We start from the raw sequence: 15499 nt of genomic DNA, 5'->3' as shown, positions 1-15499 counted from the left end.
TGGATGCGATGCCGAGTGGACCGGCCGGTCAGGCCGTGTCGTGCTGGGGGGAGGGCGGTACGGTGAGTGCGCCGCTGTACCAGCTCAAGGCCGAGTTCTTCAAAACGCTCGGCCACCCGGCCCGTATCCGTGTCCTGGAGCTGCTGAGCGAGCGTGAGCGCGCGGTCGCGGAGATGCTGCCTGAGGTGGGCATCGAGCCGGCGCACCTGTCCCAGCAGCTGGCCGTGCTGCGTCGCGCCAACTTGGTACGGACCCGCAAGGAAGGGTCGAACGTGTACTACTCCCTGGCCACCCCCGAGGTTGCGGACCTGCTGCGGGTGGCACGCTCGATCCTGTCCGGCGTGCTGGCAGGGCAGGCGGAACTGCTCGCCGACTTGCGTGCAGCACAGCAGGAGCCGAAACCGCCGTCGTAACGACGGCCCCTGACCGGTGGCCGTCTCCTGCGAGCTGGACAGCACTCGCGGATACCAGGAGGCGGCCGCCCTCTCTCCCGCCATGCGGAACCGTCTCGGCCCAGTCCGGGGCGCAAAGTCTCCAGCCGCTGGTCGCCTGGTCGGCCACCTGCGGAAGTCCTCACCACCAGTCGGGAGAGGTTCATGGGCCTGTTGCGCAAGATCCGGGCCACCGGACGGGTGGCCGAGCCCGCGCCGCCCCGCCCAGAGAGTGAAGTACCCCCGGCTGCTCGGCAGTTGGGTGGTTCGGTGCAGGTGCGGTGCGTGGACGCGGGCTCCTGCAACGGCTGCGAGATCGAGATCGCTGCCGCGTTCAATCCGGTGTACGACGCCGAGCGGTACGGGGCGCGGCTGGTGGCCTCACCGCGGCACGCGGACGTGGCGCTGGTGACCGGCCCGGTGACCCGGAACATGGCGGAGCCGCTGCGCCGCACGGTCGCCGCGATGGGCGAGCCCCGGCTGGTGGTCGCGGTCGGGGACTGCGCGATCAGCTGCGGGGAGTTCGCGGGCGGATACGGCGTCGAGGGCGCGGTCGCCGATGTCGTACCGGTGGATCTGGCGGTGCCGGGCTGCCCGCCGGAGCCGGAGGAGATCGTGGCGGCGCTGCGGAGAGTGACCGGACGATGAACGTGATTCCGGCCGCCCTCGCGACGGCCACCGCAGTGACCGGTATCGGGGCGCTGGCCGGACTGGTGCTGCCGTATCGGGCGCGTGTTCCGGTGGTCGGGGTGCTGGTGGCCGGTGTGGGTGCGGCGGGTGCCGCGGCGGGTGTGGCTGCACTGGGCGGAAGCCGGTGGACAGCCGTCTACTCCGGGCTGGTGCCGCTGGCCGGGGCGCATGCGGCGGTGGATGCGCTGGCAGGGCTGTTCATGGCCGTGGCGGGGGCCGTCGTCGTCGCGGTCGCGGTGTACGGCATCGGGTACGCAGCCGGACACGGCGCGCACGGGCTCGGCTCGCGCACAGCCCAGGCGGTACTGCCGGTGTTCGCGCTCAGCCTGGTTCTCGTCCCGGTGGCGGCGTCGGTGTCCACGTTCCTTCTGCTGTGGGAGCTGATGGCGCTCGGCTCGCTGCTGCTGGTCCTCGCCGAGCACCGAGGGGGGCACCTCCCGCTCGAGCGAAGCCGAGAGCGGGGGAGGTCATCGGTCCGGCAGGCCGGGGTTTGGTACGCGGTGATGACCCACCTCGGCCTGGTCCTGCTGCTGGCCGGGTTCGCGCTGTTCGCCGGGCAGGCGGGCGGGGAGACCTTCGCCGCGCTGCGGGCGGGCGCACACGACATCTCGCCGGCCGTCCGCGGGCTCGTCTTCGTCCTCGTGGCACTGGCGTTCACGTCGAAGGCGGGCGCGGTGCCGCTGCACGCCTGGCTGCCACGGGCGCATCCCGAAGCCCCCAGTCCTGTCTCGGCGTTGATGAGTGCCGCCATGGTCAACCTCGGCATCTACGGTGTCGTCCGCACGGGGCTCGACCTGCTCGGCGGCGGTCCGGCGTGGTGGTGGCTGGCGCTGATGGCCGTCGGCGGCGCCAGCGCCGTGTACGGCATCCTGCAGGCGGCGATGGCCTCCGATCTGAAGCGGCTGCTGGCGTACTCGACCAGTGAGAACATGGGCCTGGTCCTCATCGGCGTCGGCGCGTCCGGGCTGTTCGCCGCCTATGGCAATCCGCCACTGGCCGCACTGGCGCTGGCGGCGGCGCTGCTGCACATCGTCAACCACGCTGCTTTCAAGGCCCTGTTGTTCTGCACGGCCGGATCCGTCCTGCGGGCCACTGGCCTGCGCGATCTGGACCGGCTGGGCGGGCTGCGCGCCCGGATGCCTGCCACCGCAGGGTTGTTCGCGTTGGCCGCGCTCGGCGCGGTGGCGCTGCCGCCGGGCAACGGCTTCATCAGTGAATGGCTGCTGCTGCAATCCCTCATCCACGGGCTGAAGGTGCCCGGCGTCGCGGTCGCCATCGTCCTGCCGCTGTCGGTGGCGCTGATCGCGCTGTCGGCCGGGATCGCCGCCTCGGTGTTCGTGAAGGCGCTCGGGGTCGGCTTCTTCGCCAGGCCCCGCGACGAACGTGCCGCCTCCGCGCGGGAGGCCCCACCGCTCATGCTCGCCGGGATGGGCCTGCTCGCCATCGGGATCGTGGCGCTCGCGGTGGTGCCGGGGCTGCTGGGCGACGGCCTTGACCGGGCCGTCGGCTCGGTCGGGCTGCCGGGCAGCGGGGCTCTGACGGGCGGCGGGCTGAAGGTGCGGCTCGCCGACATCTCCGCGCAACTGTCCCCGCTGTGGGTGGTGGCCGCCCTCACCGCTGCGATTCTGCTCGCGGTCGGACTGCCCCGCCTCTACGGCCGTCGCAGGCGCCGCGTGAACGCGCGACTGTGGGACTGCGGGGGAGGAGCGCCTACGCCCGGCATGGCCTACACGGCGACCTCGTTCGCCGAACCGCTCCAGCGGGTCTTCGATGACATCCTCGCCCCGGAGCAGGACGTGAATGTGACCCCGGTGCGGGAGTCGGCGTACCTGGTGGAGCGGGTGCGCTTCCAGCACCGGGTGCCCGACCGGATCGAGCACCGGCTGTACGAGCCGGTGCTACGGGTGCTGGCCAGGACGGGGCAGAAGACCCGGCGGCTGGCGGGCGGAAGTGTGCACCTGTATCTCGGCTACGGCTTCGCCGGACTGGTCGTCCTGCTGGTGGCACTGGCGGTGGGCTGGTGATGAACGCAATCGGGTACGTGGCCGTCGTCGGCCAGGTCGTGGTCGTCGTGGCCGGCGCGCCGCTGCTGACCGGGTGGATGCGGCAGGTGCGGGCCCGGCTGGAGGGCCGTGCCGGGGCCGGGATGCTCCAGCCCTGGCGGGACACCCGCAAACTGCTGCGCAAGGAGCCCATCACGCCGGTAGGGACCGGTCCCGCCTTCCGGGCGGCCCCTGCGGTGCTGGTCGCGACCACAGTGGTGGCCGCCGCGCTGGTGCCGCTGCTGTCCACCGACACCCCGGTGAGCGGGCACGCGGACCTCATCGTGGTGGTCGCGCTGATCGCGCTCGGCACCCTCGCACTCGCCCTGGCCGGACTCGACACCGGCACCGCCTTCGGCGGGATGGGCGCTTCCCGGGAGATGACGGTCGCCGCGCTCGTGGAGCCGACCATTCTGCTGTCGGTGTTCGCCCTGTCGATACCGGCCGGCACGACCAACATCCCGGCGATCGTCTCCGGCGCCGCCCACACGCCGGCGCGCCTCGCCTCCCCGGCCGGGCTGCTGGCCATCGCCGCGCTCGCGGTGGCGGTGCTCGCGGAGACCGGGCGGATCCCGGTGGACAACCCCTCCACCCACCTCGAACTGACGATGATCCACGAGGCGATGGTCCTGGAGTACGCGGGACCGGATCTGGCGCTGGTCGAACTCGGCGCCCAGATGCGGCTCACTCTGCTGCTCGGCCTGCTGTCCTCACTGTTCGTGCCCTGGGGCATCGCCACCAGCGCCTCCTGGGCGGCCCTGGCCGTGGCGTTGACGGCGCTTGTGGCGAAGCTCGTGTTGCTGGGCGCCGTACTGGCCGCGGCCGAGGTGTTCTGGGCGAAGGTGCGGCTGTTCCGGGTGCCGGAACTGCTCGCCGGATCCTTCCTGCTGGCGCTGCTCGCGGTGACCTCCTCCTACTTCCTGAACGGAGCGTCATGAGCGGCGACCTGTACACCCAGCTCCTCGACCTGGCCTGTGGAGCCTTCCTGCTGGCCGCCGTGGTCGTGCTGTGGCGGCGTGAGCTGGCCTCGATCGTCCGCGTCTTCGCCCTGCAGGGTGTCGCCCTCGCCGCGCTCGCCGTCCTGCTCGGCGCGCACGAGGAACGGTGGGACCTGATCGCCGTGGGCCTCGGCATCGGGGCCCTCAGAGCAGGCGTCCTGCCGTATCTGATGCGCCGCGCCCTGGCCGCGCTCATCCAGGACCGGCGACGCTACGGCGACCGGGGGGCGGAGACACGGGAGACGCAGCCCCTGGTCAACGTCGCCGCGTCCTTGCTGACCGCCGCACTGCTGACGCTGCTGGCCTACGCGGTGGCCCGTCCGCTGACCGAGTTGAACCCGACGCCGGCGACCCGTGCCCTGCCGGTCGGCCTCGCCGTCGTTCTGATCGGCTTCTTCGTCCTGGTGACGCGCAGGCGGGCGCTGGCCCAGGTGGTCGGCTTCCTGCTGCTGGACAACGGCATCACCGCCACCGCCTTCCTCGCCACCTCCGGCGTGCCGCTCATCGTCGAACTCGGCGTCTCCTTCGACGTACTGCTGGCGGTGCTGGTGCTGCAGATCCTCACCACCCGGATGCGCGAGGCGTTCGGCACCACGGACATCGACGACCTGCGGGAGCTGCACGACTGATGAGCCCTACTGCTTCCGCGTTGCTCCTGACGGCCCCCGTCGCCGTGCCGTTGGCCGTGGCCGGCACCTACACACTGGCCGCACTGCGCACCCGCTCAACCGCCGCGACGTTGGCCGCGGCACTCACCGAGGCCCGGCGGCGGGGGTCCGCGCAGGGCTCCGTACTGGTGGTAGAGGCGCCCGAGCCCAGTCTGGTGCCCCAGTGGCATATGGGGGACTGGGTCTCGCTCGTCTCCCCCGCCGTGATCCTCACGTGCGGCAGCCTGCTCGCGGCGGATGTGGTCGACCACGGACCTCGTCGGGCGTACTCGGGCCTGTTGCGTGCGGATGCGCTGACCGCGTGGATGCTGCTGGTGGTCGGCGTCGTCGCACTGACCGCCTGCGCCTCCGCCCCCGCGTATCTGAGAGGTGAGCGGATCGCAGGGCGGGCGAGTGAGCGGGCCGTGATGGGGGTCCCCCCGCTCGAGCGAAGTCGGGAGTGGGGGAGCTACCACGTCCTGGTGCAGGCGTTCCTTGCCGCGATGTGCCTGGCCGTTGTCACCGCGAACCTCGGCGTGCTGTGGGTCGCCGTCGAGGCCACCACCATCGTCACCGCCTTCCTCGTCGGCCACCGCCACACCCGCACTTCCGTCGAGGCCGCCTGGAAGTACGTGGTCATCTGCTCGGCCGGGATCGCGCTCGCCTTCCTCGGCACCGTGCTGATCTACTACGCGGCCCGGCAGACCGGCATCGCCGAGGCATGGGCGCTGGACTGGCCCACCCTCGTCGCCCGTGCCGACCGGCTCGATCCGGCGGTCACCCGGCTCGGGATCACCCTGGTCGTGCTGGGCTTCGGCGCCAAGGCCGGTCTGATCCCCCTGCACGCCTGGCTGCCCGATGCCCACAGCCAGGCGCCCGCACCGGTCTCCGCCCTGATGTCCGGGGTGCTGCTCTCCGTGGCCTTCTCGGCGATCCTGCGCTACCGGGTCATCGCGGACGCGGCCCTCGGCGCCGGATTCACTCGTGTTCTGCTGGCCGGAATCGCGCTGCTCACCCTGGCGCTCGCGGCAGGGCTGCTGCTGGCCCAGCGCGACTACAAGCGGATGCTGGCCTACTCCAGCATGGAACACATGAGTCTGATCGCCCTGGCCGCAGCGATCGGCAGTCCCCTCGCCCTGTCCGCCGCTCTGCTGCACATCGCCGGGCATGGGCTGGCCAAGTCCGCCGCCTTCTGCGCCTCCGGCCGCATCCTCCAACTGACCGGCACCACGAAGATCGGCAGGGTGCGGGGACTGCTTGCCCGGGATCCGGCACTCGCCGGAACGTTCGGATTCGCGGTGGTGGCACTGATGGCGTTCCCGCCGTTCAGCCTGTTCGCCTCCGAACTGGGCATCGCCCGGGCGGGTTTCCTCGCCGGCAGCGGTCTGGGCTGGGTCACGGCGGCGGCCCTACTGCTCGTGCTCGTCGCCTTTGCCGCGCTCGCGGCACGCACCGCCCGCATGCTGCTCGGCCCGGCACCAGCACCGCCCGCCAGGCCCGAACCCGCCGCTGTCTGGCCGCTCGCCGTGGGTCTGGCCGCCTGCGCCGCCCTGGGCGTTTGCCTCGGCCCGCTCACCGACCTGCTGCACGCCGCCGCCCTGGCGATCGGAGGCCACTGACCCGGTGCGCACCACGCATGAGATCGGCGTCGCCGAACTGCCGATCCGAGCAGAGGAGTTGCTGACCGGCGGACACCGGCTCGCGCTGGTCGCCGCCCACCTCGACGAGGCCGGGCCGCGCGTGGTGTACCTCTTCGTCGCCGGCCCGCCCGACACCCGCACCGAACTGCACGTCCGCCTCGCCCCCGACCGTCCCGAGATCCCGACGCTCGCCCACCTTTCCTTCCCGGCGGGCCGGTTCGAACGCGAGATGCGCGACCTTTTCGGCATCGTTCCGCTCGACCATCCCCTGCCTCGCCGTCTGGTCCGGCATTTCCACTGGCCGCGCGGCTGGTATCCGATGCACCCCGACGCCGGCCCGCCACCCTCCTTCGGTGAACAGGAGGGCCCGTACCCCTTCCTGGAGGTCGAAGGCGACGGCGTGTACGAGATCCCGGTCGGGCCTGTGCACGCAGGCCTCATCGAGCCCGGTCACTTCCGCTTCTCGGTCGTCGGGGAAACCATTCTCAAGCTCAAGGCCCGCCTCTGGTTCGTCCACAAGGGCGTGGAAAAGCTGTTCCAGGGCCGGACGATCGGCGCCGGCCTGCCGCTGGCCGAACGCATCAGCGGCGACACGGCCGTCGGGCACGCCCTGGCGTACTGCCTGGCCGTCGAAGAGGCCACCGGCTCCCAGGTCCCGGCCGAGGCCCGGCGCGCCCGCGCTCTTCTTCTGGAGCTGGAGCGGATCCACAACCACGTGGCCGACCTCGGCATGCTCTGCAACGACGTCGGACACGGCATCCTCAACGCCCACGCCCAGCGCGTCCGCGAGCAACTCCTGCGCCTCAACAAGGAAGTCACCGGACACCGGCTGCTGCGCGGCGGCGTCGTCCCCGGTGGTGCGGCCCTGCGCGCGCTGCCGGATCCGGCCCGGATGAAGGCGATCCGCGAGGACATCGGGGAGGTCGCCGACCTCGCGCTCGGCCACTCCACCGTCCGCGACCGCTTCACGGGAACGGCCATCCTGCACACCGCCGCGGCCCGGGAGATCGGCTGCCTCGGCTACGTCGCCCGCGCCAGTGGCATCGCCGACGACGCCCGCGTGACGCACCCCTTCACCGGCTACGGTGCGCAGCTCGACGTCCCCGTCCACGACAGCGGCGACGTCCTGGCCCGCTTCCTCGTCCGCGCCGAGGAAATCGAGACCTCTTTCGCCCTGATCGAGGAGTTCGCCGACGGGCTGGCCGTCCCCAGGGCGATGGTCGCGGCCCAGCCACCACCCGGCGCGGGCCCCAGCACCGGCGTGGGCCTGGTCGAGGGGTGGCGCGGCACCATCGCCACGCGCGTCGAACTCGCCCCCGACGGCACCCTGGGCCGGGTCAAGCCGGTCGACCCGTCGTTCTTCAACTGGCCCGCCCTGCCGGTCGCCCTGGCGGACACGATCGTCCCGGATTTCCCGCTGACGAACAAGAGCTTCAACCTCTCCTACGCGGGCAATGACCTGTAGCGTTTCTCGCCCCTCGTTCACAGGTCGCCCCTCTCGGTATGTCCGTCCATGCCAAGCTGGATGTGCCACGGGTGGCAGGAGTGCTGACGTCAACGCACGAGGCCGGAGAGCGGTCGTGCTCCTCGTGACGATGGGGGACGTTTGTCTCGGTACTGATCGGCTTGTACGCGCCGACGGGTTATGGCTGACGGGTTATGGCTGAGCCGCGACGCGGCCGACCGGTGGGCGGTCGCCATCGCTTTCGCCGTCGCGGCCTCCGGGGCGGTGACAAGGCGCTGGCGCCGTGGGCTGCCCACGTCCCGTCCGGGGCCGCGTCCCCGGACGGGGATCCCCCCGGCCCTCTGCCGGTGCCGTCCGGCGGACGTCGGCCGCGTACCCGGGACCGGGTCACGACCGCCGTGGTCTCGGCGGCCGTGACGGCAGCGGCGAGCGGGATCGTCTACGGGGCACTGGCGCCGAAAGCCGGACGCGGCGCCACAGGGTTGGCCGTGGTCAGCTCGCCGGCTTCGACAGCGACGCAGACGGCTCGTCCGCCCGGTTCCACGCAGGCTCCGCCGTCGGGCGGCGACTCGTCACCCGCGTCGCGGCCTCGGACGGCTACACCCTGGTCTACGGACACCGGACGCTGTCCCTGAAGAACCACAACTACTACCTCGACCTGCGCACAGGTACGGTCAGCGATGCGGAGACCGCCTGGAGCGTCAGCACGGACGCCGGAGACGACGGCGACGGAACCTTCGAACTCCAGCCGCTCACCGACGCCCACTCATCCCCGGCAAGACCGTGCCGAGCGCCGGACAGTGCGCCGTCAAGGCCACTCACCCCCCGGCCAACGGGTGGCTGCACTTCCGCCAGGCCCCACCGGGCAGCACCTTCTGCCTGCGCGATACGACGAGTGGCGACATCGCTGTGTTCACTGGCATCGACGTCGACCACGGCAACTACGCGACCACGGACGACATCACCTACTACCGGCACCGGAATCGACTGGGCCGAGCAGACTCTCCCGCCCGCAACCTCGCCCCGCCCTCAACAGCGGTCATAGCGACACCGAGGGCGCCCGGATCGTCCTCGGCCGGCCGTGCCGGCGAGAACGCGGCGGTGCAGCCGCAACTGCAACTGCTCGGCAGGGTTTCGCCGAAGACGCCGAGATGCTGCGAAGCACGAGCGTCACGGCTCCGCCCTTGGCCAGGGTAATCGCCCGGATTCAGCAACGGGGCAGCCGCTGGCGCTTTCAGCCAGGGAACTCCGCCACGGCATTGCCGAGGCCGCGCTCGAGGCCACCAGGCGTCTGGAGGCCCCGGTTCGCGAGGTATCCGGGCGCTCACGGCTTTCGGGCAGTGCGACCAGGCCGAGGAACGTGGCCGAGTCGGAGCGGACGTTCGCCGGGTGCGGCAGCGTAGGTCATGGATCGCGCGCTTCGCGGACTTGACCCCGCGGGCGGAAAGCCGGTGATGCGCTCAGCCAGGCGCTCGACGATGCCGTCCAGTTCGGCGTCGGACAGGGCGCGGTTGTTCCAGTCGTAGCGCTCTGCGAGATCGGCGTCGAAGTCGGCGGCGCCGGTGATGGCCTCGATGGCATGTGTCCCACCCAGCCGCCGGGTCAATGCTGGACGAAGTCAGTAACGGCTCGTGACGGCGTCGCCATCGTCATTCGAAGAATTCCGCTGTCTCCTGCCGCCTGGAGCGAAGCCGTCCCCTTGCTCTTCCAGCAGTTTGAGGAGCGCGGCATCCACTCTTTTTGATCTTCCTTTGTCAGCTCGATCGGTGCGTTGTTGTACACGGTGTAGCGATCCGGATCGATGATGTTGGCGGCCCGCAGGGTGAACGTCAGCAGGCGGCGCCACCCCTTGCGGTGGCCGACCCTCGCTTGCAACTGGACCTTGTAGTCACGGGCTTCCGGCATGAACCCGGAAAACGGTGCCTCGAACTCGATGAAGAGTTGTTGCGCAGGCGGCGTGTCTCTGTGCGGGTGCGACGTGCGGTACACCGCGTTACGGGCGCTGGTCACATCCGCACGCGTCGCCGATCTTCACCATTGTCATGTCCGGGGCAGCAATGGTAGGGGCCGAGTGGCGATCTCCTGGGCTTCGGCGCGTGCCATGCCGAACATGCGCAGCAGGCGGAAGGCCAGCTGGTCCGAAACATGCGCGGCATCGAGGTCCGGGCGGGTCTCCAGTAGGTGGAGCACTCCGAGCAGGGCGCCGCCGACCATGGCCACAGAAGTGCGCGGGTCGTCGATGTCCAGCCGTCCATTGTCGGCGGCGGCCCTCAGATCCCGCATCGCCTGAGGTGCCAAGCCGCTGTCGGAGGTCAGATAGGTCATGCCCGTACGGAAGAGGATCCGGGCGATCTGTGTGTGAGTGCGCTGCAGCCGGCCGGTCAGGCGGACGCTGGTGGCGAAGACCTCCGCCGGGTCCTTCAGGTCTCCCACGACGGATTCCAGGAGTGCGCCGTGTTCCTCCAGGGTGAGGGCGACGGCCGCGTCGAACAGCTCGTCCTTGCTGGTGAAGTGGTTGTAGAAGGAGCCGAAGCCGACGTCCGCCGCCTCGGTGATCTCCTGGATGCTCACGTCGGCCCGCCCCTGATCGGCGAGAAACCGCTGCGCGGCGGCGATCAGTGCGGCACGGGTGCGCGCCTTGCGTCGGTCCACGCGGTTGGGTGTGTGGCTGGGTGTGTTGGCCCTGCCCTGTCGATCAATACTCATCTCTTCACCATGCTCAGCGCAGCTTTGATTGTTTCATCACGACTGACTGCTGTTGACGGGGTAGTCATCTGGACTGATTCTCTCATCACTGCTGACTGGAGCTGCTCGCGGGAGCGTTCCGGTCGGTGCCTGTCCAGGACTCAGGAGAGCCGATGAGTATCCAGGTCGTCCGCACCAAAGACGGCTGGTGGGTGGAGAGCGGCACAGGACGGCTGCACCGCGTCGACACCGACGCGGACACCACCGCCGGCCTGCTCGCCGACCGTTCCGCCGTGCAGCAGGCGGCTGCCCGCGCCACGGGTGACCCCGACGCCGGGATTTCGGTTGGAGAGGCCGAGCTGCTGTCGCCTGTCTCCACGCCCTGCCGGGTCGTGGCGCAGATGGTCAACTACCGTTCCCACGCGTTGGACTCCGGATTCGACCCGGACACCGTTCCGCCCGCGTTCTTCCGCAAGGCGTCCGGGTCCGTCAGCGGACCCTACCAGGACATCGAACGTCCACAGCACGTGCGTTTCCTGGACTACGAGGTGGAGCTCGGGCTGGTGATCGGTGCCGATCTGCCGGTCGGTACCGAGGTCACCGACTCCACCCTGCCGGCGTTCGTCGCCGCGCTGGTCGTCGCCGACGACGTCAGCGCCCGCGATCTGCAACTGCCCAAGACCCAGTTCTACGAGTCCAAGTCGTACCGCACCTTCACCCCGCTGGGCCCCCGCCTACTTTTGGTCGACGCGGACGACCTGGCCCGCCTGCCGGACCTGCGGCTCACGCTGAAGGTCAACGGGGCCACCCGGCAGGACCGCACCACCACGGACATGATCGTCCGTCCCGCGCGGGCGCTCAGCCTGCTGGCCCGCTTCCAGACCCTGAAGCCCGGTGACGTGCTGCTCACCGGAACGCCCGGCGGCACCGCCCTCAAGTCCCCGGGCAAGCTCCTGGCCACGCTGGCCGCCCTTCTGCCCCCGCACAAGCGCTGGCAGAAGTTCTTCGCCCGCCAGGAGAGAAATCCCGACTACCTGAAGGACGGAGACGTCGTCACGGCCCGCATCGCGACCGACGACGGCGCCCTCGATCTCGGCGAGCAGCGCACGGTGGTGCGCGCCCGCTGACGACTCCCGGGACCCCCGCCCGGGACCGGCCTCCCGGCATCCCCGAACCGGGCCGGCCACTCACCCCCATCCCTCACCCTGCAAAGGCGCACCGGTGACACTCACACCCACCGACCTGCTGTGGCCCGCCCACGACAATCCCGCGGACCTGCCCGCCGTCGAGGCCGTCCCGCTGCACGAGCGCGGCCTGCCCGCCACCACCTACGACACCCTGCTGCGCGCCGCCCGGCTGTGGCCCGACCGGCCGGCCCTGACGGTGCTGCCCGACGCCGCGCGCTTCCTGCGCCCCGCCACCACGACCTTCGCGCAGCTGCGTGACCAGGTGCATCGCACCACCAACCTGCTGCGCTCTCTCGGCGTCACCCGCCGGGACGCCGTGGGCCTGCTCGCGCCGAACACCGCGGAGCTGCCCGGCGCGCTGCTGGCCGCGCAGGCAGCGGGCATCGCCGCCCCGGTGAACCCGGGCCTGGCGTCCGAGCACGTCGAGCAGTTGCTGCGGCGCGGCGGTGCGCGGGTGCTCATCGCCGCCGGTCCGCAGCTGGATGCACAGGTGTGGGCCACGGCCCGGCAGGTCGCCGCGGCCTTGCGGCTGGACGCACTGCTGGCGCTGGCCCCCACCCTGGCCGACGGCCCCGCCCCCGCTCTGGACCCCATCGAGGGCGTACGCGTCGGCTACCTCACGGAGCTTGCCGCGACCCATCCCGCCGACCGGCTGGTGGACATCGAGCCCCCGACCGCCGACGACCTGGCCGCCTACTTCCACACCGGCGGCACCACCGGCACTCCTAAGCTCGCCGCGCACACGCACGCCAACGAGGTCGTCGACGCCTGGATGGTGGCCGCGAGTATTCCTTTCGACGAGGACTCGGTGATGTTCGCGGCGCTGCCGCTGTTCCACGTCAACGCCCTGATCGTCACCCTGCTCGGCCCACTGCTGCGCGGCCGGGGAGTGGTGTGGGCCGGGCCGCTGGGCTACCGCGATCCCGAGCTGTACGGGGTGTTCTGGAAGCTGGTGGAGCGCTACCGCATCGCCGCCATGTCCGGCGTGCCCACCGTGTACTCCGTCCTCGCCCATGTCCCCGTCGACGCGGACATCTCCAGCATGCGGTTCGCCGCCGTCGGCGCCTCGCCGCTGCCGGCCGCCGTACGGGAGTCCTTCGAGGAACACACTGGGATCCCGCTGTGCGAGGGCTACGGGCTGACCGAGGCGACCTGCGCCTCCGCCCTCGGCCTGCCCGGTCACACCCGGCCCGGCAGCGTCGGCCGACGCCTTCCCTACCAGCAGGTCAAGACGGTGCGGATCGATCCGGACACCGGCGAGTGGCACGATTTGCCGCCGGGCGCCACCGGGGTGCTCGCCGTCAGCGGCCCGGTCGTCTTCGCCGGCTACGTCGCTGAGCACACCACCCAGGGGCCTCGCCTGGAGACCGCGGGGAAGATCCGCGACGGCTGGCTGGACACGGGCGACCTGGCCCGTATCGACGCCGACGGATTCATCCATCTCGTCGGCCGTGCCAAGGACCTGATCATCCGCGGCGGCCACAACATCGATCCCGCCGCGATCGAGGACGCCCTCCTCACCCACCCCCAGGTCACCGCCGCCGCGGCGGTCGGCCGTCCCGACCCGCACGCCGGCGAAGTGCCCGTCGCCTACGTCACCCTCGCCCCCGGCGCCCGCGTGGACCCCGAGGAACTGCTCACCTGGGCCACCGAACGGGTCCCCGAGCGCGCCGCCGCCCCGCGTGAGGTGCTCGTGATCGACGCCATCCCGCTGACCGCCGTCGGCAAGCCCTACAAGCTCGGCCTGCGTCTGGACGCCACCCGCCGCGCGGTCCACGCCGAACTGGCCGCCCAGGGCGCGGACTGCGACCCGGAACGCATCCTGTGCCGGCCGCACGACGGCGGTGTCCGCGTCACGGTGCCCGCCGTTGCCGACGAGCCGGTACGGAGCAGGGTCACCGCGGCCCTCGACCGGTACGTCCTGCACTGGCAGTACGCCCCCAGCAAGCCACTTGAGAGAGAAACCCCATGAGCACCACCGCCATCATTCTCGCCGTCCTCCTCGCCGGGATCTTCCTTCTGCTCGGGTCGGCCAAGCTCGCGGCAGTACCCGCGATGCGCCAGGCCGCGGCCCACGTCGGCATGACCACCACCCACTACCGCCTCCTGGGTGCTCTGGAGGTGGCGGCAGCGGCCGGTCTGCTGCTCGGCCTGCGGATCACTGCGCTCGGTGCTGCCGCATCTATCGGCCTGCTCCTGCTCATGGCCGGAGCCGTCGTCGTCCACCTGCGCAGCGGCGATCCGGCGGCCCGCTGCCTGCCGGCCGTCATCGCGGGCGCCTTGGCCGGAGCCCATCTCGTCGCGCTGGTCGGCGGCTAGCATCACCGCCGCCTGGGCTCCGAGGAGCATCACGATGAGCCGCATCGACGTCCGCCAGCATCTGCCGCCCTGCGCCTCCACGCGGTGGCTGGCCTAGCACAGCGTTCACACCCAGCCCGCCTCCGCAGGCCGCCTTTCGCGCGGCTCGGACGGCACCCACCGCATCTCACCGCCTTGGCCGCCGAGGCCGGGTGCGGTCTCCGAATCGACACCACTGTTTCCGGCGTCCCTTCCGTGCCGTCCGGGCTGCCCGACGCCCGCCCGCAGCGAGCGGGCGCCTCTCGGAAGACCAGCCTTTCGCATCCGTGCGCCGCCGCCCGCTCAATCCGCGGACACCCCGCCTCGATCAATCGACCGGGGAAGCGCCCTTGGCGCTCTTCCCCCGCCGCTCCTGAGCCGTCCCCACCCCATGGCCCCGAGCCGTGACACCCCATGGAGTACCCATGAACGACATCGACGTCCCCGTCCTCATCGTCGGCGGAGGCGGTGCGGGGCTCACCGCCTCCATGCTGCTCAGCCGCATGGGCATCGAGTCCCTGCTGGTCACCGCCTGGCCCAGCACCTCCGTCCTGCCCAAGGCCCACGTCCTGAACCAGCGCGCGATGGAGGTCATGCGCGACGCCGGCGTGGCCGACACCATCTACGCCGCCTCGACCCCTGCCGAACAGATGTCCCACAGCGCCTGGTACGTCGGCCTGGCCGGCGAGGGCGAGGAGTACGGCCGCCGCGTCGCCAAGATGGAGGCCTGGGGAGCCGGCGGCCGCTCACCCGAGTGGCTCGCGGCCAGCCCCGAGCGGCAGGCCAACCTGCCCCAGATCCGCCTGGAGCCGGTCCTGCGCGCCGGCGCCGAGGAACTCGCGCCCGGCCGGGTCCGCTTCCACCACGAACTGACCGAACTCGCCCAGGACGACGAGGGCGTCACCGCCACCGTCACCGACCGCGGCACCGGCGAGACCTACCGGGTGCGGGCCCGCTACCTGCTGGGCTGCGACGGCGGCCGCACCGTCGGCCCCGCCGTGGGCATCGTCCAGGAGGGCGTGCGCAACCTCGCCCGCGTGGTCTCCTTCCACATCTCCGCCGACCTGTCCCAGGTGGCGACCGACCCCGACGTGCTGATCCGCTGGCTGTGGCTGCCCGACCTCGGCATCCCGGGCGTGCTCGTGCCCATGGGCCCCGACCACTGGGGCCCGGAGTCCGAGGAGTGGGTCTTCCACATCAACTACGGGTCCGAGGACGGCCGCGCGCTGGACGACGAGTCCGTACTGTCCGACCTGCGCACGGCGCTGGGGCTGACCGAGGACCAGGTGACGGTCCACATGATCTCCCGCTGGTCCCTGGAGGGCGTGGTGGCCGACCGCTACCGCGCCGGCCGCATCCTGATCGCCGGCGATGCCG

General features: G+C 71.4%; 14 protein-coding genes. 11 read left to right on the top strand and 3 right to left on the bottom strand.

The window, feature by feature from the left end:
* Window positions 1-62: 62 nt before the first annotated feature.
* The 7 genes from ACIBJF_RS28635 to ACIBJF_RS28605 all read left to right on the top strand — a co-directional run bounded on the left by ACIBJF_RS28635 (window position 63) and on the right by ACIBJF_RS28605 (window position 7913).
* Window positions 63-413, top strand: coding sequence for an ArsR/SmtB family transcription factor (locus ACIBJF_RS28635; protein ID WP_399177971.1), 351 nt, complete (start codon window positions 63-65; stop codon window positions 411-413).
* A 183-nt stretch (window positions 414-596) separates the two neighbouring features.
* Window positions 597-1079: an NADH-quinone oxidoreductase subunit B family protein gene (locus tag ACIBJF_RS28630; RefSeq protein ID WP_399177970.1), complete on the top strand. Its 483-nt coding sequence runs from the start codon at window positions 597-599 to the stop codon at window positions 1077-1079.
* Window positions 1076-3145, top strand: coding sequence for a proton-conducting transporter membrane subunit (locus tag ACIBJF_RS28625; protein WP_399177968.1), 2070 nt, complete (start codon window positions 1076-1078; stop codon window positions 3143-3145). Before ACIBJF_RS28630 ends, ACIBJF_RS28625 begins: the two co-directional genes overlap by 4 nt.
* Window positions 3145-4101 carry a respiratory chain complex I subunit 1 family protein gene (locus ACIBJF_RS28620; RefSeq protein ID WP_399177967.1) on the top strand — a complete coding sequence of 319 codons (957 nt, stop codon included), beginning with the start codon at window positions 3145-3147 and terminating at the stop codon, window positions 4099-4101. Before ACIBJF_RS28625 ends, ACIBJF_RS28620 begins: the two co-directional genes overlap by 1 nt.
* Window positions 4098-4790, top strand: coding sequence for a hypothetical protein (locus ACIBJF_RS28615; RefSeq protein WP_399177965.1), 693 nt, complete (start codon window positions 4098-4100; stop codon window positions 4788-4790). The genes ACIBJF_RS28620 and ACIBJF_RS28615 overlap by 4 nt, the downstream gene beginning before the upstream one ends.
* Window positions 4790-6427 (top strand): proton-conducting transporter membrane subunit, encoded by a 1638-nt coding sequence (locus tag ACIBJF_RS28610; protein WP_399177963.1) that lies wholly within the window; start codon window positions 4790-4792, stop codon window positions 6425-6427. Before ACIBJF_RS28615 ends, ACIBJF_RS28610 begins: the two co-directional genes overlap by 1 nt.
* A 4-nt stretch (window positions 6428-6431) precedes the next feature.
* Complete coding sequence (locus ACIBJF_RS28605) at window positions 6432-7913, top strand: NADH-quinone oxidoreductase subunit C (protein WP_399177962.1); 1482 nt, start codon at window positions 6432-6434, stop codon at window positions 7911-7913.
* A gap of 1324 nt (window positions 7914-9237) precedes the next feature.
* Here the strand turns inward: ACIBJF_RS28605 and ACIBJF_RS28600 are convergent.
* Genes ACIBJF_RS28600 through ACIBJF_RS28590 form a run of 3 tightly spaced genes read right to left on the bottom strand, consistent with a single transcriptional unit; the run spans window position 9238 to window position 10619 of the window.
* Window positions 9238-9519 carry a hypothetical protein gene (locus ACIBJF_RS28600; protein WP_399177960.1) on the bottom strand — a complete coding sequence of 94 codons (282 nt, stop codon included), beginning with the start codon at window positions 9517-9519 and terminating at the stop codon, window positions 9238-9240.
* Window positions 9516-9923 (bottom strand): hypothetical protein, encoded by a 408-nt coding sequence (locus tag ACIBJF_RS28595; RefSeq protein ID WP_399177958.1) that lies wholly within the window; start codon window positions 9921-9923, stop codon window positions 9516-9518. Before ACIBJF_RS28595 ends, ACIBJF_RS28600 begins: the two co-directional genes overlap by 4 nt.
* A 30-nt stretch (window positions 9924-9953) precedes the next feature.
* Window positions 9954-10619: a TetR/AcrR family transcriptional regulator gene (locus ACIBJF_RS28590; protein ID WP_399177956.1), complete on the bottom strand. Its 666-nt coding sequence runs from the start codon at window positions 10617-10619 to the stop codon at window positions 9954-9956.
* A 152-nt stretch (window positions 10620-10771) separates the two neighbouring features.
* Between ACIBJF_RS28590 and ACIBJF_RS28585 the strand changes: the two genes are divergently transcribed.
* The 4 genes from ACIBJF_RS28585 to ACIBJF_RS28570 form a co-directional block, all read left to right on the top strand.
* Window positions 10772-11725, top strand: coding sequence for a fumarylacetoacetate hydrolase family protein (locus tag ACIBJF_RS28585; protein ID WP_399177954.1), 954 nt, complete (start codon window positions 10772-10774; stop codon window positions 11723-11725).
* A 94-nt stretch (window positions 11726-11819) separates the two neighbouring features.
* On the top strand, window positions 11820-13757 hold the full coding sequence (locus ACIBJF_RS28580; protein ID WP_399177953.1) for an acyl-CoA synthetase: 1938 nt from the start codon (window positions 11820-11822) through the stop codon (window positions 13755-13757).
* On the top strand, window positions 13754-14104 hold the full coding sequence (locus ACIBJF_RS28575) for a DoxX family protein (RefSeq protein WP_399177952.1): 351 nt from the start codon (window positions 13754-13756) through the stop codon (window positions 14102-14104). Before ACIBJF_RS28580 ends, ACIBJF_RS28575 begins: the two co-directional genes overlap by 4 nt.
* A 443-nt stretch (window positions 14105-14547) precedes the next feature.
* On the top strand, window positions 14548-15499 hold a 952-nt coding region (locus tag ACIBJF_RS28570; RefSeq protein WP_399177950.1), incomplete at its 3' end, for an FAD-dependent monooxygenase.

Origin of the sequence: Streptomyces sp. NPDC050743, assembly GCF_044456925.1 — a bacterium.
Taxonomy (GTDB): domain Bacteria; phylum Actinomycetota; class Actinomycetes; order Streptomycetales; family Streptomycetaceae; genus Streptomyces.
This window is presented reverse-complemented; position numbering and strand designations above follow the sequence as displayed.

Bases quoted from the DNA above. Each gene is read 5' to 3' on its own strand.
- ACIBJF_RS28585 (WP_399177954.1), top strand. From the start codon at position 10,772: ATGAGTATCCAGGTCGTCCGCACCAAAGACGGCTGGTGGGTGGAGAGC.
- ACIBJF_RS28615 (WP_399177965.1), top strand. From the start codon at position 4,098: ATGAGCGGCGACCTGTACACCCAGCTCCTCGACCTGGCCTGTGGAGCC.
- ACIBJF_RS28610 (WP_399177963.1), top strand. From the start codon at position 4,790: ATGAGCCCTACTGCTTCCGCGTTGCTCCTGACGGCCCCCGTCGCCGTG.
- ACIBJF_RS28620 (WP_399177967.1), top strand. From the start codon at position 3,145: ATGAACGCAATCGGGTACGTGGCCGTCGTCGGCCAGGTCGTGGTCGTC.
- ACIBJF_RS28590 (WP_399177956.1), bottom strand. From the start codon at position 10,619: ATGAGTATTGATCGACAGGGCAGGGCCAACACACCCAGCCACACACCC.
- ACIBJF_RS28630 (WP_399177970.1), top strand. From the start codon at position 597: ATGGGCCTGTTGCGCAAGATCCGGGCCACCGGACGGGTGGCCGAGCCC.
- ACIBJF_RS28575 (WP_399177952.1), top strand. From the start codon at position 13,754: ATGAGCACCACCGCCATCATTCTCGCCGTCCTCCTCGCCGGGATCTTC.
- ACIBJF_RS28625 (WP_399177968.1), top strand. From the start codon at position 1,076: ATGAACGTGATTCCGGCCGCCCTCGCGACGGCCACCGCAGTGACCGGT.